At 69.5% G+C, this 25,705-nt stretch carries 28 protein-coding genes and 1 tRNA gene; 13 read left to right on the forward strand and 16 right to left on the reverse strand.

The features are described from left to right. Window positions 1-40 precede the first annotated feature (40 nt). Entirely contained in the window at window positions 41-481 is a 441-nt protein-coding gene (locus tag QRN21_RS06480; RefSeq protein WP_285363461.1) for a DoxX family protein, read from the reverse strand. A 207-nt stretch (window positions 482-688) separates the two neighbouring features. On the opposite strand from QRN21_RS06480, the gene QRN21_RS06485 reads away from it, so the two are divergent. After that, window positions 689-1,333, forward strand: a complete 645-nt coding sequence (locus tag QRN21_RS06485) for a Pr6Pr family membrane protein (protein ID WP_230100937.1) — start codon at window positions 689-691, stop codon at window positions 1,331-1,333. A gap of 63 nt (window positions 1,334-1,396) precedes the next feature. Here QRN21_RS06485 and QRN21_RS06490 read toward each other — a convergent pair whose 3' ends face one another. The 5 genes from QRN21_RS06490 to dnaK form a co-directional block, all read right to left on the reverse strand. Next, window positions 1,397-2,812 carry an FAD-dependent oxidoreductase gene (locus QRN21_RS06490; RefSeq protein ID WP_285363462.1) on the reverse strand — a complete coding sequence of 472 codons (1,416 nt, stop codon included), beginning with the start codon at window positions 2,810-2,812 and terminating at the stop codon, window positions 1,397-1,399. 73 nt (window positions 2,813-2,885) lie between these two features. Beyond that, window positions 2,886-3,317 carry a heat shock protein transcriptional repressor HspR gene (locus tag QRN21_RS06495; RefSeq protein ID WP_053098063.1) on the reverse strand — a complete coding sequence of 144 codons (432 nt, stop codon included), beginning with the start codon at window positions 3,315-3,317 and terminating at the stop codon, window positions 2,886-2,888. Window positions 3,318-3,373: 56 nt separating this feature from the next. After that, window positions 3,374-4,363: a DnaJ C-terminal domain-containing protein gene (locus QRN21_RS06500; RefSeq protein ID WP_053098064.1), complete on the reverse strand. Its 990-nt coding sequence runs from the start codon at window positions 4,361-4,363 to the stop codon at window positions 3,374-3,376. 7 nt (window positions 4,364-4,370) lie between these two features. Then, window positions 4,371-5,012 carry a nucleotide exchange factor GrpE gene (locus QRN21_RS06505; RefSeq protein ID WP_053098065.1) on the reverse strand — a complete coding sequence of 214 codons (642 nt, stop codon included), beginning with the start codon at window positions 5,010-5,012 and terminating at the stop codon, window positions 4,371-4,373. 2 nt (window positions 5,013-5,014) lie between these two features. Continuing rightward, window positions 5,015-6,877, reverse strand: coding sequence for a molecular chaperone DnaK (gene dnaK, locus QRN21_RS06510; protein WP_056275280.1), 1,863 nt, complete (start codon window positions 6,875-6,877; stop codon window positions 5,015-5,017). 220 nt (window positions 6,878-7,097) lie between these two features. Between dnaK and QRN21_RS06515 the strand changes: the two genes are divergently transcribed. Genes QRN21_RS06515 through QRN21_RS06530 form a run of 4 tightly spaced genes read left to right on the forward strand, consistent with a single transcriptional unit; the run spans window position 7,098 to window position 10,293 of the window. Further along, entirely contained in the window at window positions 7,098-7,823 is a 726-nt protein-coding gene (locus tag QRN21_RS06515) for a sirohydrochlorin chelatase (protein ID WP_056275282.1), read from the forward strand. Beyond that, the gene (gene cobA / locus QRN21_RS06520) at window positions 7,820-8,578 is read left to right on the forward strand and encodes a uroporphyrinogen-III C-methyltransferase (RefSeq protein ID WP_056275285.1); all 759 of its coding nucleotides are present in this window, start codon (window positions 7,820-7,822) and stop codon (window positions 8,576-8,578) included. Before QRN21_RS06515 ends, cobA begins: the two co-directional genes overlap by 4 nt. A gap of 34 nt (window positions 8,579-8,612) precedes the next feature. Beyond that, entirely contained in the window at window positions 8,613-9,572 is a 960-nt protein-coding gene (locus QRN21_RS06525) for an NAD(P)/FAD-dependent oxidoreductase (RefSeq protein WP_230100933.1), read from the forward strand. A gap of 34 nt (window positions 9,573-9,606) precedes the next feature. Further along, window positions 9,607-10,293 carry a hypothetical protein gene (locus QRN21_RS06530; protein WP_285363463.1) on the forward strand — a complete coding sequence of 229 codons (687 nt, stop codon included), beginning with the start codon at window positions 9,607-9,609 and terminating at the stop codon, window positions 10,291-10,293. A gap of 13 nt (window positions 10,294-10,306) precedes the next feature. Here the strand turns inward: QRN21_RS06530 and QRN21_RS06535 are convergent, their stop codons facing one another. Then, on the reverse strand, window positions 10,307-10,768 hold the full coding sequence (locus QRN21_RS06535) for a DUF3817 domain-containing protein (protein ID WP_072592055.1): 462 nt from the start codon (window positions 10,766-10,768) through the stop codon (window positions 10,307-10,309). 71 nt (window positions 10,769-10,839) lie between these two features. Here QRN21_RS06535 and QRN21_RS06540 point away from each other — a divergent pair, with 71 nt between their 5' ends. Further along, complete coding sequence (locus QRN21_RS06540) at window positions 10,840-11,757, forward strand: helix-turn-helix domain-containing protein (protein ID WP_285363464.1); 918 nt, start codon at window positions 10,840-10,842, stop codon at window positions 11,755-11,757. 36 nt (window positions 11,758-11,793) lie between these two features. On the opposite strand, the gene QRN21_RS06545 is transcribed toward QRN21_RS06540, so the two are convergent. Continuing rightward, the gene (locus QRN21_RS06545) at window positions 11,794-12,996 is read right to left on the reverse strand and encodes an MFS transporter (RefSeq protein WP_072592056.1); all 1,203 of its coding nucleotides are present in this window, start codon (window positions 12,994-12,996) and stop codon (window positions 11,794-11,796) included. 257 nt (window positions 12,997-13,253) lie between these two features. On the opposite strand from QRN21_RS06545, the gene QRN21_RS06550 reads away from it, so the two are divergent. The 3 genes from QRN21_RS06550 (at window position 13,254) to QRN21_RS06560 (ending at window position 16,595) form a co-directional block, all read left to right on the forward strand. After that, window positions 13,254-14,144, forward strand: coding sequence for a serine protein kinase RIO (locus tag QRN21_RS06550; protein ID WP_285363465.1), 891 nt, complete (start codon window positions 13,254-13,256; stop codon window positions 14,142-14,144). Between the two features lie 72 nt (window positions 14,145-14,216). Then, on the forward strand, window positions 14,217-15,629 hold the full coding sequence (locus QRN21_RS06555; RefSeq protein WP_053098073.1) for an MFS transporter: 1,413 nt from the start codon (window positions 14,217-14,219) through the stop codon (window positions 15,627-15,629). A gap of 45 nt (window positions 15,630-15,674) precedes the next feature. Beyond that, window positions 15,675-16,595 (forward strand): cation diffusion facilitator family transporter, encoded by a 921-nt coding sequence (locus tag QRN21_RS06560; protein ID WP_285363466.1) that lies wholly within the window; start codon window positions 15,675-15,677, stop codon window positions 16,593-16,595. Between the two features lie 24 nt (window positions 16,596-16,619). Here QRN21_RS06560 and QRN21_RS06565 read toward each other — a convergent pair whose 3' ends face one another. The 3 genes from QRN21_RS06565 to QRN21_RS18005 all read right to left on the reverse strand — a co-directional run bounded on the left by QRN21_RS06565 (window position 16,620) and on the right by QRN21_RS18005 (window position 19,374). Next, complete coding sequence (locus tag QRN21_RS06565) at window positions 16,620-18,098, reverse strand: HNH endonuclease signature motif containing protein (protein ID WP_285363467.1); 1,479 nt, start codon at window positions 18,096-18,098, stop codon at window positions 16,620-16,622. A 151-nt stretch (window positions 18,099-18,249) separates the two neighbouring features. Further along, entirely contained in the window at window positions 18,250-18,810 is a 561-nt protein-coding gene (locus tag QRN21_RS06570; protein WP_072592060.1) for a MarR family winged helix-turn-helix transcriptional regulator, read from the reverse strand. A gap of 90 nt (window positions 18,811-18,900) precedes the next feature. Continuing rightward, complete coding sequence (locus tag QRN21_RS18005; RefSeq protein WP_350223950.1) at window positions 18,901-19,374, reverse strand: hypothetical protein; 474 nt, start codon at window positions 19,372-19,374, stop codon at window positions 18,901-18,903. Between QRN21_RS18005 and QRN21_RS18010 the strand changes: the two genes are divergently transcribed. Further along, window positions 19,340-19,897 (forward strand): hypothetical protein, encoded by a 558-nt coding sequence (locus QRN21_RS18010; protein ID WP_350223951.1) that lies wholly within the window; start codon window positions 19,340-19,342, stop codon window positions 19,895-19,897. The genes QRN21_RS18005 and QRN21_RS18010 overlap by 35 nt on opposite strands. Before the next feature lie 99 nt (window positions 19,898-19,996). On the opposite strand, the gene QRN21_RS06580 is transcribed toward QRN21_RS18010, so the two are convergent. Genes QRN21_RS06580 through dcd form a run of 3 tightly spaced genes read right to left on the reverse strand, consistent with a single transcriptional unit; the run spans window position 19,997 to window position 21,246 of the window. Beyond that, window positions 19,997-20,212 (reverse strand): DUF2283 domain-containing protein, encoded by a 216-nt coding sequence (locus tag QRN21_RS06580; RefSeq protein ID WP_230100931.1) that lies wholly within the window; start codon window positions 20,210-20,212, stop codon window positions 19,997-19,999. Then, window positions 20,205-20,639 (reverse strand): hypothetical protein, encoded by a 435-nt coding sequence (locus tag QRN21_RS06585; RefSeq protein WP_285363469.1) that lies wholly within the window; start codon window positions 20,637-20,639, stop codon window positions 20,205-20,207. Before QRN21_RS06585 ends, QRN21_RS06580 begins: the two co-directional genes overlap by 8 nt. A gap of 1 nt (window position 20,640) precedes the next feature. Next, window positions 20,641-21,246 (reverse strand): dCTP deaminase, encoded by a 606-nt coding sequence (gene dcd / locus QRN21_RS06590; RefSeq protein WP_042536862.1) that lies wholly within the window; start codon window positions 21,244-21,246, stop codon window positions 20,641-20,643. A 93-nt stretch (window positions 21,247-21,339) separates the two neighbouring features. Between dcd and QRN21_RS06595 the strand changes: the two genes are divergently transcribed. From QRN21_RS06595 to QRN21_RS06605, 3 genes are all read left to right on the forward strand, one after another. Next, window positions 21,340-21,413 (forward strand) — tRNA-Gly (locus QRN21_RS06595). Between the two features lie 104 nt (window positions 21,414-21,517). After that, complete coding sequence (locus QRN21_RS06600) at window positions 21,518-23,347, forward strand: AMP-dependent synthetase/ligase (RefSeq protein WP_285363470.1); 1,830 nt, start codon at window positions 21,518-21,520, stop codon at window positions 23,345-23,347. Window positions 23,348-23,364: 17 nt separating this feature from the next. After that, window positions 23,365-24,288, forward strand: a complete 924-nt coding sequence (locus QRN21_RS06605) for a DUF1295 domain-containing protein (RefSeq protein WP_285363471.1) — start codon at window positions 23,365-23,367, stop codon at window positions 24,286-24,288. Between the two features lie 36 nt (window positions 24,289-24,324). On the opposite strand, the gene QRN21_RS06610 is transcribed toward QRN21_RS06605, so the two are convergent. After that, complete coding sequence (locus QRN21_RS06610) at window positions 24,325-25,158, reverse strand: anti-sigma factor (protein ID WP_285363472.1); 834 nt, start codon at window positions 25,156-25,158, stop codon at window positions 24,325-24,327. Next, window positions 25,142-25,702, reverse strand: coding sequence for an RNA polymerase sigma factor (locus tag QRN21_RS06615; protein ID WP_150115128.1), 561 nt, complete (start codon window positions 25,700-25,702; stop codon window positions 25,142-25,144). Before QRN21_RS06615 ends, QRN21_RS06610 begins: the two co-directional genes overlap by 17 nt. Window positions 25,703-25,705: the final 3 nt, after the last annotated feature.

The raw sequence follows: 25,705 nt of genomic DNA on the forward strand, positions 1-25,705 counted from the left end.
ACCGACGGGGGAACGCCCCGTGGGGCGCTCCCCCGCACGCTCAGCTGAGCCAGGCGGGAACCCGACCGCGCAGGAAGGCGCCGTCGAGCGAGAAGCGGCCCGCACCGGTGAACGCGAGCGCGAGGGCCGCGACGCCGAGAACCGCGACGAACTCGTAGCCGCCCTCGCCGACCCAGAGGCCAGCCGGAAGGTGCACCGCGAACAGGGCCACGATCATGTCGATCGCGAGCAGGATGCCGACGGGGCGCGTGAAGAGTCCCAGCGCCAGCAGCATGCCGCCGATCAGCTCGATGAAGGCGACGACCGGAGCCGCGATCTCGGGCAGAGGGATGCCCATGCCTGCGAAGCTGCCGATGGTTCCAGGGAGGGTGTACTCGAAGATCTTCTGCGCTCCGTGAGCGGCGAAGACGGCGCCGACCACGACGCGGAGGACGAGCAGTCCCAGCGAGGCGGCGGCAGAGGGGCGGGTGGTGTTCGTCATGAGGAGGTGTTCCTTCGTGGCAGGACACCGCGCGCCAGGCGCGGAGCAGGGGCGATCCCTGCATCCACGCTATGAAGACGACTTTTCCGTCTCCTGTACGAGTCGCGGGGCAGACGCCCGCCCCGTTCTCTTCCGTAGACTCGCCGGATGGCATGATGCGCGATATACGGGAACATCGGGCACAGCCGGAAAGGGGCAGAGGCGAAGGTGAGGGCACGATCGGTGTTCGGCGTGCTGCGCCTGACGACAGCAGCCGTCTGCACCGTCGCCCTCGTGCACCGCCTCTTCTGGGGTCTGAGCTCGCGGACGATCGCCGGCGAGAACTTCTTCGCCTATCTCACCGTGCAGTCCAACTGCGCCCTCGTGGTCGTGCTGCTGATCGGCACGGTGCTCGCCTTCATCCGGGCGACGGACCCCCGCTGGTTCACCGTGGCTCTGGCCCTCGTGCTCACCTGGACCATCACGGCAGGGCTCGCCTTCGCGCTCATCGTCTGGCAGGCGGGTCTGCGCGGCATCCGCGTCGACGTGCCCTGGTCGGACCAGGTGCTGCACTTCTACCTGCCGGCCTGCACCGCCCTCGCCTGGGTGCTCACCCCCGGGCACCGCGGGGTGCCGTGGTGGGTGGTGCCGACGGCGCTCACCTTCCCGCTCGCCTGGGGCGGCGTCACCATGTGGCGCGGACCGTCGGTGGGCTGGTACCCGTATTACTTCCTCGACCCGCGGCAGGTGTCCGGCCCGCCCGAGTTCCTGATCACCAGCGCAGTGGCCCTGGCGATCTTCGCTCTCGTCGCGACGGTGATCGTGCTCGTCAGCAGGATGCGACGGCGCGGCCACGAGCGGCCGGAGGTCTGAGCACGCTCGTGCCGGCAGGATCAGGCTCGCGTGATCAGGCAGGGGGCGAGCAGGCTCGTGCGATCAGGCAGGGGCACTGAGGAAGGGCGCGAGCGAGGCGATCGCGGCCTCGACCGCCTTCTGGTCGTTCAGCTCGGCGAATGTGCCCGCCGCTTCTCCGCCGACGATGCCCACCACGACGTTCTCGCCGGTGGCCGGTGCGAGGTTGATCCACGTGCGGATCAGCGCATCGCCGCCGACCACATGCCAGAGCGTGGTGGCGGAGGCATCCGCTGCATCGGCGCCTTCCTCGGGCTCGGGCTCGGGCTCGGGCTCGGCCACGATCAACGGATCCTCGAAGCGCAGCCACACCGTCTCGATGCGCCCCATGCCGAGTTCGGCGATCGCTCCGCGGTGACCGAAGGGCAATGCGGGAGAGAACTGCAGGCCCTCGCTCTTCAGCACACCGAGCGGCACCGTGATCAGCACGCGGTCGAACGACAGCGATTCGCCCGAGGCGATGCCGAGGCTGACTCCCGCTTCGTCGTAGGCGACGCGACTGACCGGCGACGAGAGGCTCAGCTTCGCACCCTCGAGCAGCCCCTCGATCGCCGGGGTGAGGTCGCCGAGTGGCGCCACCATCTCGTCGACCGGCAGTCGCGGGGGGAACCACGTCGAGACATCGGACGCATCGGCGCCGGCACTGGCGGCCACCGAGGCGAGCAGTGCTGCCAGCCCCGGCTCCTCGAGGTCGGCACCCGCCGCCGCGAGCGCGTCGTCGAGAGACGCGTCGGTCAGGCCCTGCTGGGCAGTCGCTATGGCGGCCTGCACCGGCTCGATCGGCACCGGCTCGACGTCGCCGTCGGTCGACCGCCACAGCGAGCCGGTGACCGGAACCGTGCGGATGTCGAGGGCGTTGAGAGCGTCGAGCAGGACGTCGTCGGAGGACCCGAGCAGCCAGCCGCCCAGCTGAGCGGGGAACGGCCAGGCCTTGTCGTCGACCACGGACTGGACGCGTCCGCCGACGCGGTCGCGGGCCTCGAACACCGTGACCTGCAGCCCCTCGGCGACGAGGCGGGCTGCGGCGGCCGCACCCGCGAGTCCTGCACCGACGATCGCCACACGCTCACCGCTGTCGGCCGCGCGGAGGAGCTGATCGGCGGCCCGGTCTCCAGATCGGAGCGCAGCCGCGATCGTGCCCGGCGCGTCGACATCCGTCGCCTCGCCGGAGATGAACAGGCGGTCGTCGATCGGCTCGGCCAGCGCCTCGCGGGCACTCGCCTGCGTGCCGACGGGAGTGAAGCTCGCGGCGCCCAGCGCGAACGGGTCGGTCGTCCAGGAGCTGCGGGCGAACGCCGCGGGCGTGATCGACCCGGCGGTCGGCTTCGGAGTCGGCGAGCGATCGGGCGTGGGAGACGGCACCGGCTCGGGCGTGCAGGAGGCCAGCAGGACTCCCAGGACACCGGCTCCGGCGCCGATCAGCAGTGTGCGACGCGTCATCCTCATCGTGTCGCAACGATACCGCGCGCGGGTGGACGACGCGTGCCGGCTGCACCCTGCGAGCCGCGAGCTGTCAGCCCCGGCCGCTGCCCGGATGCCAGAGCACGACCTCGGCCGATCGACGCATGCGGCGACCACTGGGCATCGGGATGACACCGGCGGATCCTGCTGCGAAGACGCGCATGCCCGGGCGGTTCTCACGCTCGGCGCGCAGAGCGGCGTCGAGTTCGGCGACGCGGCGGCGCAGCATCCGGTTCTCGTCTTCGAGGTCGAGAAGGCGTGCGATCGCAGGAAGGCTGACGCCTTCCGACGACAGCTGAGCGACTTCGCGGAGCTGCTCGATGTTGCGGGTCGAATATCGGCGTGAGCCGCCGGACGTCCGGCCGGGCACGACGAGCCCGATGCGGTCGTACTGTCGCAGGGTCTGCGGGTGCAGCCCCGAGAGCTGGGCGGCGACGGCGATCGCGAACACCGGGGTGTCGGCATCCATGTGCTGGTCAGCCATGTTCCCTCACCTCTTCCTCGGTGTTCGCGTTCGTCATCATCAGGTGTTGCGGTTCTCTAGCGGCGGGCCTTGGCCATCAGGTCGGCCCGCGGATTCTCCGAGGGCTCGAGCGCCTGGAACTTCTCCAGCGCCTCCCGAGCGGCTTCATCGAGGTGCGACGGCACCGCGATCTGCAGCTCGGCGAGCAGGTCGCCGGTGCCCTTCGAGGTCGTGACCCCACGCCCCTTGACGCGCAGAACGCGTCCGGACGGCGTACCGGGCGCGACACGGAGCTTGACCGTGTCGCCGCTCAGAGTGGGAACCTCGATGGTCGCGCCGAGGGCGGCCTCCGTGAAGGTCACCGGCACGATGACGCGCAAGTTCAGCCCCTCACGGGTGAAGACGGGATGCGGTCGCACAGCGATCTGGACCACCACGTCGCCGCTCTCGCCGCCGTCGGGCGAGGGACGCCCGCGGCCGCGCAGCCGGATCTTCTGACCGTCGGCGACGCCCGCGGGGATCTTGACCTTGAACGGCTTGCCGTCTTCGCCCTGCAGGGTGATCGTCTCGCCCTGCACGGCCGTCACGAAGTCGAGCGTGGTGCGCGCCGTGACGTCGGCCCCCTTCTGGGGTCCGCCGAAACCGCGGTATCCGCCGGAGGTCTGCCCGAACCGACCGGAGCCGAACGAGCCGCCCTGACCCTGGTTGAACATCGCGAAGATGTCCTCGAAGTCGGCGGACTGCTGCTGCCCGCGCCCCTGCTGCCCGAACCGGCTGAAGACGTCTTCGAAGCCGCCCGCGCCCGCGCCGCTCGCCGTGAAGCGTGCGCCCGAGCCCATCGCGCGGATCTCGTCGTACTCCTTGCGCTGTTCGGCGTCAGAGAGCACGGAGTACGCCTCGCTGACCTCTTTGAACTTCGCCTCCGCCTTCTCATCACCCTGATTGGAATCGGGGTGATACTTGCGAGCGAGCTTGCGGTACGTCTTCTTGAGATCAGCGTCGCTGACGTCCTTCGTGACCCCGAGGGTCTTGTAGAAGTCCTTGTCGAACCAGTCCTGGCTAGCCATCGATCACCTACTCTGCGGGTACGGCGACGACGACCTTCGCGGGACGCAGCTCGACGTCACCGAGGCGGTAGCCCACCTCGACGACCTCGAGCACCGTGGTCTTGTCGGCGCCCGGGGTGGGCTGCTGGAAGATCGCCTCGTGACGCTGCGGGTCGAATTCCTCGCCCTTCTCGCCGTACGAGACGACACCGAGACGCTCGACGACCGCGCGCACCTTGCCGGCGATGACGGCGAAGGGAGTCCCCTCGACCAGGTCACCGTGCTGCGCGGCGCGGTCGAGATCGTCGAGCACGGGGATGAGGCCCTTGGCGGCCTCGCCCTTCGCTCGCTCGATCTCGACCTGGCGCTGCTCTTCGGTGCGGCGGCGGTAGTTGGCGTATTCGGCCTGGAGGCGCTTGAGGTCGTTCAGCAGCGTCGACTCCAGGTCGGCGAGCACAGCATCCTCTGCTGCGGCCTCGCCGGTCTGGGTGGCGCCGAGGATGTCATCGACCGTCAGATCGTCGGGGGCGCCGTCGACCGGCGTCTCGTCGGATCCTTCCGCGGCCGCGGCCTCGCGCGAGTCGGGATTCTGCGGCGCGGGGCCGGATGCCTGAGCATCCGACCCCTCGCTGCGAACCTCGTCGTCACCTTCGAAGTTCTTGTCCGTCATGATTACTTCTTCTCGTCCTCGTCGTCGACGACCTCGGCATCGATGACGTCCTCGTCGGAGGAGGTGTCATCGGCCGGAGCCTCGCCCGCGGCGTCGGCGCTCGGAGCGCCCTCTGCCTGGGACTGTGCGTAGATGGCCTCGCCGATCTTGCCCTGCGACTGGTTCAGCTTGTCGAACGCGGTCTTCACGGCCTCGTCGTCCTCGCCGGCCAGAGCCGTCTTCAGAGCGTCGACGTCGGCCTTGACCTCGGTCTTGACGTCTTCGGGCAGCTTCTCGTCGTTCTCGGTGATCAGCTTGTCGATCGAGTACGCGAGCGTCTCGGCCTGGTTGCGGACCTCGGCGGCCTCGCGGCGTGCCTTGTCTTCAGCCGCGTGCTCCTCGGCCTCGCGCACCATGCGCTCGATGTCCTCCTTCGACAGCGACGAGCCGCCGGAGATGACGATCGACTTCTCCGTGCCCGTGCCCTTGTCCTTGGCGGACACGTGCACGATGCCGTTGGCGTCGATGTCGAACGTGACCTCGATCTGTGGGATGCCGCGGGGAGCCGGGGCGATTCCGGTGAGCTCGAACGTTCCCAGCGGCTTGTTGTCGCGGGTGAAGTCGCGCTCGCCCTGGAAGACCTGGATCGCGACGGACGGCTGGTTGTCGTCTGCCGTGGTGAAGGTCTCGCTGCGCTTGGTCGGGATGGCCGTGTTGCGCTCGATGAGCTTGGTCATCATGCCGCCCTTGGTCTCGATTCCGAGGCTGAGGGGCGTGACGTCGATGAGCAGCACGTCCTTGCGCTCACCCTTGAGGACACCGGCCTGGAGGGCTGCGCCCACGGCGACGACCTCATCGGGGTTGACGCCCTTGTTGGCCTCCTTGCCGGTCTCGCGCTTGACGAGCTCGGCGACGGCGGGCATACGGGTCGATCCACCCACGAGCACGATGTGATCGATGTCGGCGACCTTGATGCCGGCTTCGCGGATGACATCCTCGAACGGCTTCTTGGTGCGGTCGAGGAGGTCCTTGGTGAGGTCCTCGAACTTCGCGCGGGTGATGGTCTCGGAGAGCGAGACGGGGCCCGACTCGGTCAGCGACAGGTACGGCAGGTTGATGCTGGTGCTGGTCGAGGAGGAGAGCTCCTTCTTCGCCTGCTCAGCCGCCTCCTTGAGACGCTGCAGAGCGATCTTGTCGCCCGAGACGTCGACGCCCGTGGTCTCCTTGAACTGCTTGATCAGGTGGTCGACGAGACGCTGGTCCCAGTCGTCACCGCCGAGGCGGTTGTCACCCGCGGTGGAGCGCACCTGGATCGTCGAGAAGTCGTCGTCCTTGCCCACCTCGAGGAGCGAGACGTCGAAGGTTCCGCCACCCAGGTCGAAGACCAGGATGAGCTCGTCCTCCTTGCCCTTGTCGAGGCCGTAGGCGAGGGCTGCGGCGGTCGGCTCGTTGATGATGCGCAGGACGTTGAGGCCCGCGATCTCACCGGCCTCCTTGGTGGCCTGACGCTCGGCGTCGTTGAAGTACGCGGGGACGGTGATGACGGCATCCGTCACCGTGTCGCCCAGGTAGGACTCGGCGTCGCGCTTGAGCTTCTGGAGGATGCGCGCGGAGATCTCCTGCGGCGTCCACTTCTTGCCGTCGACGTCGAACGTCCAGTCGGTGCCGACGTGACGCTTGACGGATGCGATGGTGCGATCGACGTTCGTGACGGCCTGGCGCTTCGCGGTCTCACCGACGAGCACCTCGCCGTCCTTCGTGAATGCGACGACCGAGGGGGTGGTGCGGAAGCCCTCGGCGTTGGCGATGACCTTGGGCTCGCCACCTTCGAGGACACTGACGACGGAGTTCGTCGTACCGAGGTCGATTCCAACAGCACGTGCCATGTGATTCTCCTTTGTTGCTGAGGTTGATGTGGGTCTGGAAATCCGGGGCGATCAGGGAAACCTGAGTCGCGATGACTCAACTGTACTCCGACCCCCCGAGGCTGTCAAATGAAGTTGATACAACCCGGCTCAACTTTGCGACCAGACGCGCACATTCGCACCCGAGGTGCCGCGAGATCCTCGAAACACCGTCGTCACACGGCTCGCCTACAGTCGCACCATGAGCCGCCCCATCCTGCTCGCCGTCTCGCACGGCACCTCGGATGCCGAGGGTGCCCGGGCGATCGCCGACCTGGTCGATGCGGTCGCCGCCGCGCTTCCCGACGTCGAGGTGCGCAGCGCCTTCGTCGACGTGCAGCAGCCCGATGCCGCCGACCTCCTTCCGACGATCGAGGGGCCGGTCGTGATCGTGCCGCTGCTGCTGTCGCGCGGCTTCCACGTGCACCACGACCTGCACGGGATGGCGGCGAAGAAGCCGGACGCCGTCGTCAGCGACGCGATGGGACCCGACCCCCGGCTCGCCGAGGTGCTCGCGGATCGACTCGCGGCAGCAGGTGCGGCATCCGCCACGTCCGCCGACGCGGCACGGCTCGAGCCGGTGATCCTCGCGGTGGCGGGCTCTCGCGACCCCGCGTCGGTGACGGATGCCGAGGCCATGGCCTCCCTGCTCTCGCTGCGACTCGGCGCGAAGGTCGAGCTCGCCTATCTCGCGGCCCGGCAGCCCGACCTGCCCTCATCGATCGCCGCGCACCCCGACGCGGTCGTCTCGACCTATCTGCTCGCGCAGGGCTTCTTCTTCGACCTCACGATCAGGCAGACCGCAGGACGCTCCGTCACCGCGCCCCTGCTCGACGGCGTGACGGTGCCGCAGCCGCTGATCGACCTCGTCATCGCCCGATACGACGAGGCGGCGGCTCGACTGCCCGCCACTGCCGCACGGGCATGACCCCGGACACGCCCTCCCGGGTCGGCACGGTCACGCTGGTCGGTGCCGGACCCGGCGACGCGGGCCTGCTGACTCTGCGCGGTCTGCGTGCGCTGCAGCAGGCCGATGTGATCGTGGCCGACCGTCTCGGAGCCCGGGCCGTGCTCGCGCAGCTCGCCGAGGACGGAGTCCTGCTGGATGCCGAGGTGGTCGACGTCGGCAAGCTCCCCGGTCACCACCCGGTGCCGCAGGACGGCATCAACGCACTGCTCGTCTCGCTGGCCGGGGACGGGCGCCGCGTGGTGCGGCTCAAGGGCGGCGATCCGTTCGTCTTCGGCCGCGGTCGCGAAGAGCAGCTCTTCTGCGAGGCGGCCGGCATTCCTGTCGAGGTGGTCGCCGGGGTGACGAGCGCGGTCGCGGTGCCCGGCCTCGCCGGCATCCCGCTGACGCAGCGCGGAATCGCCGAGACGTTCACCGTCGTCAGCGCACATGATCAGATCGTCGCGCTCGGTGGCGGACGCGACCACACCGTCGTGCTGCTGATGGGCGTGAACACGCTCGGCCATTCGGCGCACGTCCTCGCGGCCGGCGAGCGCGGCGGGGACTGCCCCGTGGCGATCATCGAGGACGGGTTCGGCGCACGGCAGCGCGTCACCGTCGGCACGCTCGCGACGATCGCGCATCTCGCCGCCGAGCGGCAGGTGCGCTCCCCCGCGGTCGTGGTCGTCGGCGACGTCGTCATGCTCAGCCCGCACGCCGAGGCCACCGCGAGTTAGGCGACCCTCAGCTCCGAGATGGCAGACTGAGGACGTGCGAATTGCTGAGGCGGACACCTACGACGTGCTCGTGATCGGCGGCGGCCCCGCCGGCCTCTCCGCCGCCCTGAATCTCGGCCGTTCGCTCATGCGGGTGCTCGTGGTCGACGCCGATCGCCCGCGCAACGCCGCCACGCTGAACTCCCACGGCTTCCTCACCCGTGACGGAGTCGCCCCTCACGAGCTGCGTCGCATGGCCCGCGAAGAGCTCGCCGCGTACCCGAACATCGAGGTGCGCACACGCGTCAGGGTGCTCGAACTCCGCAGAACGGATGCAGATGCGGATGCCGATGCGGCCGGCGGGTTCACGGCATCCGTGGGGCGCAAGGATCCCACCGACGTGGTGACCGCCCGGACCGTGCTGCTCGCGACGGGCCTGCGCGAGACCCTCCCCGACGTCCCCAACCTCCGCGGCTTCTACGGCATCAGCCTGTTCAGCTGCGCCGCCTGCGACGCGTGGGAGCTGCGCGGCCGACGACTCGCGCTCATCGGCGAGACCCCCGACATCGCCGAGCGAGCCCGCCTCATCGCGCGCTGGACCGAGGATCTCACGATCTTCACCCTCGGAGCCGACACCGTCAGCCCCGCCGAAGAAACCGAGCTCGCCGCCTCCGGGGTGGCCGTGCAGCGGCTTCCCATCGCCGAGCTCGTCGGCGACCGCGGCCGCATCGAGGCGATCAGACTGACCGACGGCACCGTCGTCGCGGTCGAGGGCGGCTTCGTGCGCCCCGAGTGGGAGACCGATCTGTCGTTCCTCCGCGGCTTCGCACCTGCCATCGACCACGACGGGCACCTCGTCACCGACCGGTCGGGGCGCACCGACGTCCCGGGGCTCTACGCCGCCGGCGATGCGGCGATCCCCGGCCCTCAGCAGCTGATCGTCGCCGCGGGGGCCGGCGCGAGGGTCGCGTCCGTGATCGTGCACGACGCGGTCGGGATCGCGACAGCGCACTGACTCGGTGCCCGCACCGAGGGCTAGGCTGACCGGCATGACGCGCATCTCGCAGGTCTCGCCGCTCGTCCGCCTCGCCGCCGCCTCGGTGGTCGCGCTGGCCGTGCTGCCGCTCAGCGGGTGCCTGTATGCGCAGATCCCGGTGAACGTCCCCGACGGCGACGGACCCGATCCCTCCCCGACCGCGATTCCGTCCGAGCAGCCCTCCGACGAGCCCTCCGGCGATCTGCCGTCGTCGATGACCTTCGCAGACGGCGCAGACATCCCGGCGAGCGCCTACATCCAGTGGGGAGACGGCTTCGTCGTCGACGACGGCTGGAAGATCGTCAAGCCTGACGACGGCAACGGAGGCTGGACCTACGGCACGGTCGACGACACGTGCACCGCGCAGTTCTGGCAGGGACTCATCCCCGATGTGCCGACCGTGGCCGGCGATGACAGCGTGAGCTCCGATGCGATGCTCGCCGTCATCCTGGGCGAGGCGGATGCCGCCGCGATCACCCCGCTGTCGACCACCGGAGGCTTCAGCTACCAGGTCGGCGGCAATGCCGACGTCGAGAACCGGCAGGTCCTCGGGCAGGAGGCCGACCGTCAGTGGGCGATGGCGGCGCGCGCCTTCACCGCGACCGGGGTCGGACTCTACGTGATCGTCGACTGCACCGGTGGCGACATCGACGCGACGATGGCCGAGGTGATCGACAAGAACGCCGTCGTCATCTCGTGAGCCGGGCCTCGGCTCACTTGCCGCCGGGCGGGCCGACCAGCAGCAGGATCACGTACAGCGCGACGATGCCGACGGCGAGCAGGATCGCGAGCACCCACGGGCGACGCAGGAACCAGCGCATGAGGCGGTCGTACCAGCGCGCGTCGTGCGGGTCGTCGGTCTGCTCCAGGCGCCAGTCACCGGCCAGCCGACCGGTGCGGTGCAGCCAGATCTCCATCGGGATGGTCGCGTAGGGCACGATCGCACTCGCCACGGCGAGGATCGCGACGCCGAGGTGCCAGCGCTGGTTGAGCGCGACGAGCACGGCCGTCGCCGCATAGGCGAGGAACACGAACCCGTGGATGCCACCGCCCACCGTCACGACGATGCCCGGCGCACCGGCGGCACGGGCGATGATCGCCGAGATCAGAAGGGTCCAGGTGATCGCCTCCGCGATCGCGAGAACTCGGAACAGGCGGTCGGGTGTGCGGAACACGGGACTCCTCGGGTGGGGGGTTCCTTCAGCGTATCCGGAATAGCTATGAGGGCCCGGGCGTTGCCGAAGGCATGGTGACCGTCGACTCCGCAGCCCTCGGGCAGGTGCTCGACGCCGTCGACCTCCGCGTCGGTGTCGCCCGTCGCGTCGCACTCGCCACCGGCGGCATCCTGCCGATCCCCTCAGGTGCCGCCACCCTCGTGTACATCGCATCGGGTTCGGTGCACGGGCACCCCCCGCTGACCACCGGATGCCGCCTCGACGTCGACGACGCGGCCCAGCTCGTCGCGGTGGACGATCGCCCGCTGAGCGCGAACCTGGTCGCCGGAGACGCGTTCCTGACGCTCGGCCGCGCCGCGATCGCCCTCGAAGCCGACGGGACGGCCGACCTGGTGGTCGTCGACCTGGAGTTCTCGGACAGCGCCTCGATGATCGCCGCGCTTCTTCCCGATCCGATCACCGTCATGTCGTTCGCCGCGCTCGAGCCGGCGGCGGCCGCGCTCGCCGGCAGCATGGGCCCCTCCGACCCCGCCACCTGCCCCTCGCGTCAGGGCGATCCCGTGATCTGCCGGATGATGGCTCAGACCGTTCTGCTCTCGGTCATCCGTGCCTGGGCGGCGAACGGCTGCGCGCCGGCCGGCTGGCCCTCGGTGTCGAACGATCCGTTCCTCGACCGGGTGGTCGAGGCGATCCACGAGCAGCCCGGACGCGACTGGACGGTCGAGCGCCTCGCGAACGTCGGCGCGATGTCTCGGTCGGTGTTCGCCGAGCGGTTCCGCAGCGCGATCGGACGCTCACCCGCCGACTACGTCACCGAGGTGCGCGTCGACGCGGCGAAGCGGATGCTGAGCGAGGGCCGGTCGATCAGCGAGATCTCTCGCGAGTTGGGCTACGCCTCGGATGAGGGTTTCAGCCGTGCGTTCCGCCGCCGCACGGGGATGACGCCCTCCGCCTGGCGGGCATCGCAGCTCACCGCCGTTCCGGCCTGAGCCCGGCGACCGCCCTGCCGGGCACGGCGAGACGGCTCAGAGCCGCGCCGCCGCGGTGCTCATCCGGTTCGACGCACCGAACAGCACGGCGCCGAGCAGCAGAGCCGCCGCGCCCACGACGTAGACGACCTCGACGCTCAGCGTGTCGACGAGCAGGCCGCCGACACCGGCGGCGATCGTGATGGCCCCCTGGAACCCGACGACCACGAGGCTGCCCCCGGCCTCGAGGCGATCGGGGGTGCGGTGGCCCACCCAGGTGTTGATCACGAGCAGCCAGGAGGAGAAGAAGAAGCCCCAGACGAGCACGACGATCGCGATGCCGAGGACCGATCCCGACAGGAAGATCATCGACAGCACCGAGGCCGCGATCACGAGCGGCGCGAAGACGGCGAAGAAGGCGAACGTGCGGTCGATGAAGAACCCGAGACCGAGGTTGCCGGCGAGACCGCCGACGCCGAAGAGCGCGAGCAGCAGGATGATCGTCGAGCCGTCGACCTCGGGGATGCGCTCGAGAGCCAGTCGCACGTACGTGTAGGCGAGGAAGTGCCCGAGCACCACGAGCACGTGTCCGACCATGCCGAGTGCGATGCCGGGGCGGCGAACCGTGTCGACCAGGAGTCGGATGCTGGACGCCTGCTCTGCCGGCACCGAGGGCAGCACGAATCTCAGCGCGACGGCCAGCAGCACCATGAGCACACCGGCGATCGCGAACACCGTCTGCCAGTCGACGATCTCGCTGAGCATCACGCCCAGCGGCACTCCGGCGACGGTGGCGAGCGAGACGCCCGCGGACGTGAACATGACCCCCCTGCCGAGGTGCTCCGGGCCGGCGAGGCGCACGGCGACCGTGATCGACATCGCCCAGAACGCGCTGATCGCGGCCCCGAGCAGGAATCGGGCGAGGAGGACGATGATCAGGTTGGGCGCGACGGCGACGATGAGGTTCGACACCGCTGCGGCGAGCGCCATCCAGACGAGCAGCGATCGACGGTCGAGGCGGGGGAAGATGAGTCCCACCGTCGGTGCGACGATCAGGCCGACGAGAGCGGTGACCGTGACGGTCTGTCCCGCCTGACCGGGGGTCACGCCGAGCGCATCGGCCATCTCGGTGAGCACGCCGTTCGGCAGGAACTCCGCCGTGACGAGCAGGAAGCCCATCAGCATGAGCACGATGAGCCCGCCGTAGCGGATGCTCTCGGTGCGGGCGGTCGTCACGGGCACGGGCGCGGTCGTCGTCATGGTTCCACACTCGCAGCGCTGCGGCCCCTCCGCCCGACGCGGCGTCCACGGCATCCGACCATTCGTCCGGATCGGGTCTGGACACCGGTCGGCTCCGCACCCTAGGCTCGACGACGCACCGGGGTTCTCCCGGAAGGCCGGAGCGAGAGGAGTGGATGACATGACCACCGTCTCTGTCGTGCCCTTCGCCGACATCCTTCCCCTCGAGGCCTCCCGCTCCTGATCCGCGCGTGGCCTCCCTCTTCAGGAGCCACACCGTGTCTGATCTGTTCGCTTCTTCCGAAGCATCCTCTTCCCGTCTCTCCGGTGCGTCGACCTTCGACGCCTCCCCCTTCGAATCCGTCCCGACGTTCGCCGATGTCGAGCCCGTCGACGGCCAGCGCTGGACCACCTGGCCGGCGATCACCCCCTCTGAACGTGGGCCGCTGCCGTGGCCGGCCTGGGTCGTGACGAGCGCGGGCGCGCTCGACACCGAACTCGGCATCCTGAAGACCGGCAAGGAGGCCGACGTGTTCCTGCTCGAACGGGCGGTGCCGGATGACCCCGCCCAGCGCACATTGCTCGCCGCCAAGCGCTACCGCGACACCGATCACAGCAGCTTCCACCGCTCGGGCGTCTACACCGAGGGCCGCAGCACCAGGAACACCCGCGACACCAGGGCGCTCGCGAAGAAGAGCGAGCACGGCCGGGCGGTCGCCGCCCTGCAGTGGTCGTTCGCGGAGTTCGATGCGCTGTGCCGCATGTGGGAGCTCGGCGCGCCGGTCCCCTACCCCGTGCAGGTCAACGGCACCGAGCTGCTGATGGAGTTCTTCGGCGACGCGAGCGGGGTCGCGGCACCTCGCCTGGCGGCGGTGCGCAGCGACCGGGACGAGCTGGCCGATCTGTACGACCAGATCGTCGACCTGATGCGGATCTTCGCTGCGGCGGGCTTCGCCCACGGCGACCTCTCGGCGTACAACCTGCTCGTGCACGACGGCCGGGTGCGGGTGATCGACCTGCCGCAGATCGTGGACATCATCGCGAACCCGCGAGGCCTGGATCTCCTGCACCGCGACTGCGTCAACATCTGCGACTGGTTCACCCGCCGCCGTGTCGAACGCGACCCCGAAGAGCTGTTCGCCGAGCTGCTCGCCGCGTCGTACGCGTGAGGGCGGCGCGCCTCGCACCGGCACCCGGCGCGCCGTCACCGTCCGTTCACCCCGCGCCGCCAGACTTCGAGCATGAGCGATTCCCCGCAGAGCGGCGCCGTGCCCGAGCCCGCTGCGACGGCCAACAGCGGCGCGGTCGGCGTGATCGGCCTCGACCTGCGCGGCGAGACACCGGCCCCGAAGAAGCAGGTCTACTCGTGGGCGCTGTGGGATTGGGCGACGCAGCCTTTCAACACCGTCATCCTGACCTTCATCTTCACGGCCCTGTACCTCACGACCGAGGCTTTCCTGCCGGCGTCGATCGCGGGCCTCGACGCCAAGGATCCGATCCGCGAAGCCGCTGAGGCCGATCTCGCCTCGGGGCTCGGCCTCGGGTCGACGATCGCCGGCATCGCGATCCTCCTGATCGCACCGGTGCTCGGTCAGCGAGCGGATGCCGCGGGGCGCCAGAAGCTCTGGCTCGGGATCGGCACCGGCGCGCTCGTCGCCTGCATGTTCGGCCTCTGGTTCGTCGAACCGACGCCCGCGCTGTTCTGGCTGGGCGTCGCATTGATCTCGGCCGGCTCCGTGTTCGGCGAGATCGCTGCCGTGAACTCGAACGCGATGCTCGTCGGCATCGCGAACCCCAAGACCGTGGGCCGCATCTCGGGGCTCGGATGGGGGTTCGGCTACATCGGCGGGATCATCGCTCTCGTCCTGGTCGTCATCTTCTATATGCTCGACTGGTTCGGCCTGCCGGAGGACGGGGGGCTGCCCTTCCGCATCATCGCCGTCGGCTGCGCGATCTGGGCGATCGTCTTCTCGATCCCGATCTTCCTCAACGTGCCGGAGCCGTCGCTCGGGCGCCCCGAGCGCAAGGTCGGCTTCTTCGCCTCCTACGGACTTCTCGTGAAGGACGTCGTCGGCCTCTACCGCAACCCCGAGACCCGTCAGACGTTCTGGTTCCTGCTGTCGAGCGCGGTGTTCCGCGACGGACTCGGCGGCGTCTTCGCCTTCGGAGCCGTCATCGCCAGCCAGGTGTTCGACTTCGCCTTCCTCGATCTCGTGATCTTCGGCATCGCCGCGAACCTCATCGCGGGCGTCTCGACGATCATCGCCGGCCGCTACGACGACCGCTTCGGGCCGAAGCGCATCATCCTCATCTCGCTCGCCTCGATGGTGATCGCGGGGCTCGCCGTCTTCTTCCTCGTGGATGCGGGCACGGTCGTGTTCTGGATCGGCGGCCTGTTGCTCTGCGCATTCGTCGGTCCCGCGCAGGCGGCATCCCGGTCGTTCCTCGCCCGCATCACCCCGGCCGGGCGCGAGGGCGAGATCTTCGGCCTCTACGCCACGACCGGGCGGGCGGCGAGCTGGATGGCATCCGGTGCGTGGACGCTGCTGATCGTGCTCTCGGGGTCGACGTCGTACGGCATCCTGGGCATCGTGCTGGTGCTGATCGCCGGGTTCCTCCTGCTGCTGCCGGTGAAGGCGACACAGCGGGCCTGATCCGATGGCCCGCGGACGTCGCAGCCCCGGGAGTAGCCTGACCGCGTGACGGTCATCATCGCTTTCCTCGCCAACATCCTCGTCGCGATCGCCAAGACGGTCGCGGCCGTGATCACCTCTTCCGCGTCGATGGTCGCCGAAGCCGCGCACTCGTGGGCGGATGCCGGCAACGAGGTCTTCCTCCTGATCGCCGACCGCCGTGGTGCGCGGGCGAAGGATGCCCGGCATCCGCTGGGCTACGGGCGCGCGGCGTTCGTCTGGTCGTTGATCGCGGCGTTCGGCATCTTCACCGCCGGCTCGATCGTGTCGATCATGCATGGTGTCCAAGAGCTGTCCGAGACCGGCCCGGTCGAGAGCCCGACCGTCGCGTACACCGTGCTCGGCATCGCATTCGTGCTCGAGGGCGCGTCGTTCACGCAGGCGATGGTGAAGTCTCGGCGGTTGGCACGCGAGCGCGGATCGTCGACGTGGGACTTTGTGCTCGACACCAGCGACACGACGCTGCGGGCGGTGTTCTTCGAGGACCTGGCGGCTCTGATCGGCCTCGTGATCGCGGCCGGCGCGATCGCGATGCACCAGGTCACCGGCGTCGCCGCATGGGATGCGATCGGGTCGATCCTCGTCGGCATCCTGCTGGGCGTCGTGGCGGTCATCCTCATCGGGCGCAACATCGCGTTTCTGGTGGGCTCCAACGCGTCGCCCGCGCTGCGTGATCGAGTCGGGCGGGCGCTGCTCTCGTCTCCGCAGATCCAGCGGCTCACGTATCTGCACATCGAGTACGTGGGTCCGAACCGCCTGTTCATCGTCGCCGAGGTCGATCTGACCGGTGACGCGCGTGAGCACGATGTGGCTCGAAGCCTGCGCGCGATCGAGCAGCAGATCGAGGCGCACGACGTCGTCGAGACCGTGGTGCTGTCGCTGTCGGTCGACGACGAGGAGTCCCTCGAGTTCGGGGCAGCTGTCTGAGTTCATCCGGCACACGCGAAGAGTTCATCCGGCACGCGCGAAGACGGGCGGCCGCCGCGTTCTGCCCTGCGTCGAGGCGCTGAGCCGAGGCGTGCGCCATTGCTGTGCGGGGTCCCACCACCTCGGCCCTCGCACCTGCGGAATGCCGTCATTCATCCGGATCTCCCACCCGGACGTTCCCAGACTCCGGTGGTGCCACCAGCACAACGGCACCCCGTTGTCGGTGTGCGTCGGCCCGCCCCTGGCGTGTTCGGTGACGTGATGGATCTCGCACCAGGATGCCGGGACATGGCACCCGGGGATGAGGCATTCTCTGTCGCGGGCGATGATCGCGCGACGTTGATGCACGGTGAACACCCGATCGGTCGTCGTGATCCCGACGATCCGACCCTCGTCGAGGAGAACTCGCTGGATGGTGCCGGAGCATCCGACGTGGGAGGCGACACTTAGAGGCAGTTGGCCCCGCGCACCGCTGACGCTCGCACGCCCGGTGCCGTTCACGAGGTCGTTCGCATCCACCGTCACGACCAGCACCGGTGCGGCGCCTCCGAGTGCGGGCATGTCTCGATGACGGGCGGCGATCGCCAATGCCGCGGCGAGAGCATCATGACGCTTCTGCGCCGGCGTGCGGTCATCGATGACGGCACGCGGATCGGAGTTGTACGGATCCTCGTCGCCGTCTGCCGCATCGCCGTCTTCCGCGTCACCGCGATCGGCCGCGGGCGTGAACGCGACGCCGGGCATCGGCGGCCCGTCCCCCTTGGGGTTGTTCAGCGCATCGAGGATCAGCTCCAACTGCGCGGCGACCTCGGGCGTCAGGTATCCCTTGATCGACCGCAGCCCGTCTCGCACCCGCCCGAGGGTTATCCCCCGACGCCGGGCAGGCTCATCACCCGGCCCGTCTCCATCAGGGTCGAGCAGCGCGACCAGCGTCTCAGCAAGCAGCTTCAGCTCATCGAGTGTGGGCGCCGGGCCACGGACCTCCCCGTCGGGGCCCGCCTCGGCGTCAGGTCTGATGCCGCGAGCCGCGCGAGCGAGACACGTGTCGGCGTCGAGCCGATCAGCGGCACCGATGCGATGCGACACCTTCTCGATCGGCTCTGTCGCGGCGAGCATCCCCGCGACTCCGATCACCCCATCGAGCAGCGCCTCCCGCAGCGCCGGCCAGCGAGCAGGCAGCCGATCGCCGGACACCAGATTCACGTCCCGGCGGACCAGAGCGACCACCTTGCCGACGCGCGTCGCCTCTCGCACGTCTGTCAGCAGGGTGCGCTGCAGCAGTTCGTTCTGAGTGCGGCACCCCGTGGCATGCGGGAAGTCCACCGCATCCCCTGCGGCGATCGTCTCGACCACCACGGCTTCGACCCGCCGGAACGCCGCGCTCGCAGCCTGCAGCACCTCGACCCGTTCTGCATCCGTAAGCCCCGCGAGCGCGTCGTCGGACAGCACCTGATCGAGGTCGGAGACGACCTGATCGAGAAGGGCACGAGTGCGGGATGACATGACTCCATCACACACGGGGCCACCGACATTCGAGCCCTGAAGTCAGCCTCTTTTCGGCCAGGTCAGAAGCATATTCCGGAACACTGGACATGCATTCCGGAACACCGGCGAGCGCCTACCCACCCCGACCGCCAGTACCGCCACGCGCCAGTCAGTTCTCCCAGTTGTCGGCGAGCTTGTTCAGCAGCGTCGCGAGCTGATCGCGCTCCTCATCCGTGAATGCGGCGAGCGCCTTGCCGAGCGCCTCCCGCCGCTCGCCGCGCATGCCCCGAGCGACCTTGCGCCCTTCGTCCGTCAACGCGATGCGCGTGCGCCGCGCGTCGTCGGGGTCGGCCTCGCGGCGCACGAAACCGTGAGCGACCCCCTGTTGCACGAGCCGCGAGGCCCGGGGCTGATCGACTCCGATCGCCGCGCCGAGATCGCTGACGCTGAGAGGAGCGGATGCCGCGGCGAGCGCCTCGAGCATCCGCATCCGCGCCGGGCCGCCGAAGCGTCCGGACGGGTCGTTCGCCCACGGCGGCATGCCGGGGTGCACAGGGTGCCCGCGTCCGTGACTCCCCTGCTCGAAGTGGTCAGGGTGGGGTCCGCCGTGCCAGCCGTGCGGCCCGCCCATCCCTCGCGATCCGCGACCACGGTCGCCGGGGCGCCTTCCGCGAAGGCGCGACAGGGCGCGGGCGATGGCCTCGGCGGGGTCGTTCTCTGCGGCGCTCACAGATCGATTTTACATGCGACTTGACATGGATCTACACTACATGTCACACTACATATACATGCATAGTGACAAGCACATGCTCCATGACATCTAAGGACTCCACCCATGAACACCTCTGACACTCAGAACACAGACAGCACCTCCCGCCCCTTCGGCTATTGGCTGAAGGCCGTCGACCGCCTGATGGCCGCCGAGTTCGAGTCCGCTTTCGACGGCGAGCATGCAAGCCGCCGCGACTGGCGGATGCTGAACATCATCGACGGCACCGCGCCGGCCCGCCGCCCCCTCAACGCACACAAGCTGCACAGCCTGGTCGAGCGCGGCTGGGTCGTCGCCGACACCGACAGCGACCGCGGCTGGACGCTCACCGACGACGGCCGCGCGGCGAAAGACCGCCTCAGTGCCGTCGTCGACGGCATCCGCGCCAAGGTCACCGACGCGGTCGGACCCGAAGACCTCGAGACCACACTGGCCACGCTCGAGCAGATCGCTCGCGCGTTCGGCTGGGACGAGCAGACGCCGCTTCCTCGTGGACGCGGCCGTCGCCGCGGCTTCGGCCGCCACGGTTTCGGACCCGGATTCGCCCCGGGGCGCGGTTTCGGCCGCCACCACCGACACCCGTTCGGACGCGATCACGGTGTCGCACCCGACTTCGCGTCCGAGCACGAGCACGACCACGAATCGGATGCCGAGTTCCGCCGCCGCGAGTGCGGTCACCGCGGACACCCGGGCCGCGACCGCTTCGCGGACGCACGCCGCTCACACCACGGCCACCACGGCCACCCGCGTGACATCGCGGAAGACCGTGACCACCGCCATGGTGGTCACGGTCACGGTGGCTTCGGAGACGTACGCCACGGCGAGCACCGCGTCGCCCGCGCGGCGCAGCACGCCTACGAGCGCGGCTTCGACGCCGGCTTCTCCCGCGGCCGCGACGCCTGAGGCGTCACACCCGCATCCGCTGCACCCAGAACGCCCCGTTCGCTTCGGCGCACGGGGCGTTCCCGCCCGTCGGAACCCCACCCCGAGGCAGCTCACGCCAGGAGAACAGCGCCGACCCCGTCGCGAGCCGCGGAGAGGCGCCTAGCGCAGAGCGGGCAGAACGACCTCGTCGACGAGCTGCACCACCGCATCCGATTCGAGTGCGCGCCGCCGCAGGCTGACGCTGCCGAACGCCGCGCGAAGGTCAGGCGCCCGGTTCTTCCGGGTGGAGCAACCGGGAGGCACCGAGAATCTCGATGCCGAGCAGGTGGCCGTCGCGATCGAAGTCGAGAAACAGCTCACCGGAGATGTCGTCGGGCAGGTTCACCGCGACGGTTCTCGCGACCTCGCCATCCGCGATCGCCGCGCCCACCGTCACGTACGCGGCGTCGACCTCAGGGTCGCGTCGCAGCTCACCCACGCCACAGAGTCGCGGCGGCGGCGGCGACATCCGGGGCACCCGCCGACTGCGCGAACGACACCGTCGTGCCGAGGTAGACCGCACCGGCGATCGCCGCCGCGAGCAGCACGATGAGGAATCCGAAGATCACCGCCGACAGCGCGCGGTATCCCCCGGATGTCGGCACCTCAGGTGCCACCGACGGCTGCGCCCAGTCGTCGGCCACCGGCGCCGGCTGATCGCGCGTGAGGATCGCCGGCTTGGGCCGCGACCGGCGAGTGCTGGGAAGCATCGCCTCGGGCGGAGGCGGCGGAATGACGGCATCCGGAATCTCGGACTCCGCGGGAGGCGGCGGGATCACCGCATCCGGAACCTCGGACTCGGGCGGAGGCGGCGGAATGACAGCATCCTCCGGTCGGATGTACGGATCTCTGCTGTCACTGCTCATCTCAGCCCCCTACGGCTCCGACGTCGGTCGTGCCGACGTCCGTCTTGTGGAAGTTCTGGAACGAGCGGGATGCGGTCGGCCCGCGCTGCCCCTGGTAGCGGTTGCCGTACGGGCCCGAACCGTACGGGTTCTCGGCCGGCGACGTCAGCCGGAAGAAGCACAGCTGACCGATCTTCATTCCGGGCCACAGCTTGATGGGCAGCGTCGCGACATTCGCGAGCTCGAGCGTCACGTGCCCCGTGAACCCGGGGTCGATGAAGCCGGCGGTCGAGTGCGTGATCAGCCCCAGGCGACCGAGCGACGACTTGCCCTCGAGGCGAGCCGCGATGTCATCGGCCAGGGAGACCTGCTCGAACGTGGCACCGAGCGCGAACTCGCCCGGGTGCAGGATGAACGGCTCGTCGGGGTCGACCTCGATCAGCCGAGTCAGCTCCGGCTGATCGACCGACGGGTCGATGAACGGGTACTTGTGATTGTCGAAGAGACGGAAGTACCGGTCCAGCCGCACGTCGATGCTCGACGGCTGGATCATCTCCGGCTCGTGCGGATCCAGACCGATGTGGCCGGAGGCGAGTTCTGCTCTGATGTCGCGGTCGCTGAGAAGCACGGCCCCAGCCTAGTTGGCACACGCCGCCGACACTTTGGCCATGACGGATCAGGCGGGTAGGCTTGCGTTCACCTGCTCCTCGGATGCAGGTGCGGGGCTGTAGTTCAATGGCAGAACTTCTGCTTCCCAAGCAGATAGCGCGGGTTCGATTCCCGTCAGCCCCTCCACAGGACCCCCGGCTCGCCCGGGGGTTTTCTCTTGCCATCCGTTTCCTCCTCCGCTCCGAACAGGAGCAGATGGGCCCGTTCTCGTGCGCCCGAGAGGAGTTCCGATGCTCGAATCGTCGACCCCGCCGCTCGCCGACCTCGACGGGTACCGCAACGTCACCGACCTGCTGGTCGCGCGAGTCACCGCAGCTCCCGACCACGTCGCCTTCGAGGTCAAGGGAGCGAATGTCGGTGACGCGTGGCGCCCGATCACGACCCGTGAGTTCCTCGGCCAGGTGCGCGCTCTGGCCAAGGGCTTCATCGCCCAGGGCGTGCGGGCCGGTGATGCCATCGCGATCATGGCTCCGACTCGTTACGAGTGGGCCGTCGCCGACCTCGCCGCCTGGTACGCCGGCGCTGTCGTCGTGCCGATCTACGAGACGTCCTCGCCCACGCAGGTGAACGCGATCATCGCGGACGCGGATGTGCGTCTGGCCATCGGCGGCACCTCGATGCACGCGGTGCTGCTGCAGTCCGCCCTCACCCACACGGAGCGGATCACGCTCGGCGCCTGGACGATGGATGCCGCAGTATCCGGCACGCTCTCCGATCTGGTGGCGCGGGGCACCGCCGTCACCGACGAGGAGCTCGAGGCCCGCAGGGCGTCCGCCACGCAGGACGACCCCGCCACCATCGTCTACACCTCGGGCACCACGGGCGAGCCGAAGGGGGTCGTGCTCACGCACCGGAACTTCCTCGGGCAGGTGCTCAACATCGCCGCCGCCTACCGCGAGATCGTGAACGAGCAGGGCAACACCGTCATCTTCCTGCCCCTGGCCCACGTGCTCGCGCGCGGCCTGCAGCTGATCTGCCTCGCCAGCGGGATGCGCATCGCGCACCTGTCCGACCCGTCGACCGTCGTCGCGACCCTTGACACACTGCGCCCGACGTTCCTCGTCGTCGTGCCGCGCGTGCTGCAGAAGATCGAGGCGGCAGCCGCCGCCAAGGCGTCCGACAAGGGTCTCACCGCCGTGTGGGAGAAGGCTCGGGCGACGGCGATCGCGTGGGGCCGGCGTGCCGAGCGGGTCGACGCGGGCCTCACCCCCGGAACGAGCCTCGGGCTGCGCCTGCGTCACCGCCTCTACGACGCCGTCTTCTACCGCCGCCTCCGCGCTGTGATGGGCGGGCGGGTCGACTACATCCTCTCCGGCGGAGCAGCGCTCGACTCGGAGCTGTCGCTCTTCTTCCGCGGCATCGGCGTCCCTGTCATCGAGGGCTACGGCCTGACCGAGACGACCGCGCCCCTCACCGGCAACCTGCCCGGTCGCATCGCGTCGGGCAGCGTCGGCTCGCCGCTTCCGGGACTCACGGTGCGCATCAGCGACGAAGGAGAGGTGCTGGCCCGCGGGCTCGGCGTCTTCAGCGGCTACCGCAACCCCGCGCACGACGACGGCGCCTTCATCGACGGATTCTTCCGGACGGGCGACCTCGGGCGCCTCGACGACCAGGGCAGGTTGATCCTCGACGGCCGCCTCAAGGACGTGATCGTGACCTCGAACGGCAAGACGATCGTGCCGACCCGCTGGGAGAGCGTCGTCGAGGCGGATCCGCTGGTCTCGCACGCGGTGATGGTCGGCGAGGGGAAGCCGTATCTCTCGGCGCTCCTCGTGCTCGACCCCGAGCAGACCCGGGCATGGGCGGATGCCGAAGGCCTCAGCATCCCTCTCCTCGCCGAGACCGACATCCGCGCCGTGACCGAACCGACGCTGCGCGCCCGCCTGCAGCGCACCGTCGACGCCGCCAACGCGCTCGTCGCTCGCAGCGAGCAGGTGCGCCGTTTCAGCGTCGTGTTCGCCGACCTCGACGACCGCGGACTCGTCACCCCGACCATGAAGCTCAAGCGGAGCGTCGTGCTGCATCGCGCAGCCCTCACCGTCGAAGACCTCTACCTCTGACAACCGGAAAGAACACCATGTCCTCCCCCACTTCCTCCGCACCGAAGTCATCCCGGTCCTCGCTGATCGCGATCATCGTCGCCCTCGTCATCGGCGCCCTCGTCGCACTCGCCGGCAGCCAGGGCGGCGCGACCGTCGGCGGCATCCCGCTGTTCGCCATCGCCGTCGCCGCGGCCTTCGCGATCCAGATCCTCGCCTTCATCCCCGCGATGCTGCTGCGCACCGAGCGGTTCTTCGACCTCACCGGCAGCCTCACCTTCCTCGCCATCTCCGTGGCCCTCGTGCTGATGACGCCCATGCCCGATGCCCGCAGCTGGATTCTCGCGGCGATGGTGATCCTGTGGGCGGCACGCCTCGGATCGTTCCTCGCGATGCGCGTGCACAAGGCCGGATCCGACGGCCGCTTCGACGAGATCAAGGGATCGCCGGTGCGCTTCCTGCAGGTGTGGGTGATCCAGGGCGCGTGGGTGTCGATCACGGCGGCAGCGGCGTGGATCGCGATCAGCACGGATGCCGCCTCGCGAGCGCCCATCGGATGGCTGACCGTCGTGGGCATCATCGTGTGGGTGGCCGGGATGACCGTCGAGATCGTCGCCGACGCGCAGAAGTCCGCTTTCCGCGCCGACCCGCGTCACAAGGACGAGTTCATCCGCACCGGACTGTGGTCGCGTTCGCGCCACCCCAACTACTTCGGCGAGATCGTGATCTGGGTCGGCGTCTTCCTCACCGCCGCACCCGTGCTCGCCGGGTGGCAGTGGGTCGCGATCCTCTCGCCGCTCTTCGTCATCCTGCTGCTCACGCGCGTGAGCGGCATCCCGCTGCTCGAGGCCCGCGCCGAGAAGAAGTGGGGCGACCGCGCCGACTACATCGAGTACCGCGAGAGCACGCCCTCGCTGATCCCGCGGCTCACGCGGCCCGTGGTCCGCGAGCACGCGGCGTAAGAGCGCCGTCGCGCGAGGGGCGCTCGCGAGCGCCTCTCACGCGAAGTCGAGCTCGCCGCGCACGATCGAGTCGCCCGAGTGCGCAGGATCGCCGTCGACCGGCTCGAAGGAGATGTCGACCAGGCGGTACTCGTCGAGGTCCACACTGTCGGGGACGCGGAACGTGCCCGACGAGTCGTCGAGCACCCCGAGGCTGATCAGCGCCTGTCCGTCCTCGCGGATCAGCCACACCTCGCGGTAGTCGCCGGCGACGAGCTCGTCGCCGTCGAGGGTCACCGTCAACGTGCGCCGGCCGTCGCCGTCGTCGTCGATCCGGGCCTGTCCCTCCGCATCGGGGTGGTCGGGGAACGCGGCGAGCTCGGCCGAGGCGATCACGGCAGAGGAGGGCGTGAGGGTGCGGGCGATCCAGACTCCGGCGCCGATCGCGACGACGAGCGCCATCGACGCGGCGAGGATCCACATGGTGGCCGACGAGCGGCGGCGTGGACGGACACGAGACCGGTGTCGCGGCGCAACCGCCTCCGCAGCATCCGCCTCAATCGCTGTCGCCGGACCGGCCGCCGGGAACGGTGCCGATGCAGCCGGTGCCGACGCGGACTCCGACTCCGGCGGGTGGACGTCGGATGCCGGGTCGGCAGCAACCGCCGAGGTCAGCCCGAGTTCGCCGTGGATCCTCGACCAGACGTCGGCGGGCGGGGATTCCAGGTCGCCCTCGACGACGCTGGAGCGCGCCACGAGCGCCACCCGCGACATCGCAGCGACCTCGGCGGCACAGTTCTCGCACTCGACGAGGTGTTCCATGTCGGCGTCGGATCCGGCCGGTTCGCCCATCGCGATCAGGGCGATCTTCTCGTCATCGAGATGTGACACGGTTCACCTCCAATCGGTCGCGCATGCGGGCAAGGCTTCGGCGGATATGGCTCTTCACGGTGCCGAGCGGCATCCCCATTCTGCGTGAGATCTCTTCGTGGGTCAGGTCATCGTAGAAGGCCAGTCGCATGACGGCCTGTGCATCCGGCGCGAGCTGCTGGAGCTCGCTCGAGAGCAGCAGCGTCTCGGACAGATCGATCGATTCGGAGACGAGGGCGTCGGGCGGAGTGAGTCGTTCCATCTCGGCCTGCAGCTGCTGCACCTTGGCGCGCGCCTCGAACGTGTCGGCGATCCGGCGCCGCGCGATCGTGATCAGCCAGGTTGACAGTCGCGCCTTCGACGAGTCGTATCCGGCACGCGAGTTCCACGCCGACACGAAGGTGCGCTGGGTGACGTCCTCGGCATCCCCCCGATCGCCGAGCGAGCGCAGCGCCAGGGTGAAGACGACCGGCGACCACCGCCGGTAGAGCTCCGCGAGCGCCTGCTCGTCGCCCGCGACGAAGCGCCGGTCGAGCGCCGCTTCGGCTTCGGTGGTCTCATCCACCCG

This window comes from Microbacterium sp. LMC-P-041 (genome assembly GCF_030209555.1).
Classification (GTDB): Bacteria; Actinomycetota; Actinomycetes; order Actinomycetales; family Microbacteriaceae; genus Microbacterium.

Excerpts from the sequence above, each read along its gene's own strand:
- QRN21_RS06480 (WP_285363461.1), bottom strand. The coding sequence starts at position 481 with ATGACGAACACCACCCGCCCCTCTGCCGCCGCCTCGCTGGGACTGCTC.
- QRN21_RS06490 (WP_285363462.1), bottom strand. The coding sequence starts at position 2,812 with ATGACGCGTCGCACACTGCTGATCGGCGCCGGAGCCGGTGTCCTGGGA.
- QRN21_RS06495 (WP_053098063.1), bottom strand. The coding sequence starts at position 3,317 with ATGGCTGACCAGCACATGGATGCCGACACCCCGGTGTTCGCGATCGCC.
- QRN21_RS06500 (WP_053098064.1), bottom strand. The coding sequence starts at position 4,363 with ATGGCTAGCCAGGACTGGTTCGACAAGGACTTCTACAAGACCCTCGGG.
- QRN21_RS06505 (WP_053098065.1), bottom strand. The coding sequence starts at position 5,012 with ATGACGGACAAGAACTTCGAAGGTGACGACGAGGTTCGCAGCGAGGGG.
- dnaK (WP_056275280.1), bottom strand. The coding sequence starts at position 6,877 with ATGGCACGTGCTGTTGGAATCGACCTCGGTACGACGAACTCCGTCGTC.
- QRN21_RS06515 (WP_056275282.1), top strand. The coding sequence starts at position 7,098 with ATGAGCCGCCCCATCCTGCTCGCCGTCTCGCACGGCACCTCGGATGCC.
- cobA (WP_056275285.1), top strand. The coding sequence starts at position 7,820 with ATGACCCCGGACACGCCCTCCCGGGTCGGCACGGTCACGCTGGTCGGT.
- QRN21_RS06530 (WP_285363463.1), top strand. The coding sequence starts at position 9,607 with ATGACGCGCATCTCGCAGGTCTCGCCGCTCGTCCGCCTCGCCGCCGCC.
- QRN21_RS06540 (WP_285363464.1), top strand. The coding sequence starts at position 10,840 with ATGGTGACCGTCGACTCCGCAGCCCTCGGGCAGGTGCTCGACGCCGTC.
- QRN21_RS06545 (WP_072592056.1), bottom strand. The coding sequence starts at position 12,996 with ATGACGACGACCGCGCCCGTGCCCGTGACGACCGCCCGCACCGAGAGC.
- QRN21_RS06555 (WP_053098073.1), top strand. The coding sequence starts at position 14,217 with ATGAGCGATTCCCCGCAGAGCGGCGCCGTGCCCGAGCCCGCTGCGACG.
- QRN21_RS06565 (WP_285363467.1), bottom strand. The coding sequence starts at position 18,098 with ATGTCATCCCGCACTCGTGCCCTTCTCGATCAGGTCGTCTCCGACCTC.
- QRN21_RS06585 (WP_285363469.1), bottom strand. The coding sequence starts at position 20,639 with ATGAGCAGTGACAGCAGAGATCCGTACATCCGACCGGAGGATGCTGTC.
- QRN21_RS06600 (WP_285363470.1), top strand. The coding sequence starts at position 21,518 with ATGCTCGAATCGTCGACCCCGCCGCTCGCCGACCTCGACGGGTACCGC.
- QRN21_RS06605 (WP_285363471.1), top strand. The coding sequence starts at position 23,365 with ATGTCCTCCCCCACTTCCTCCGCACCGAAGTCATCCCGGTCCTCGCTG.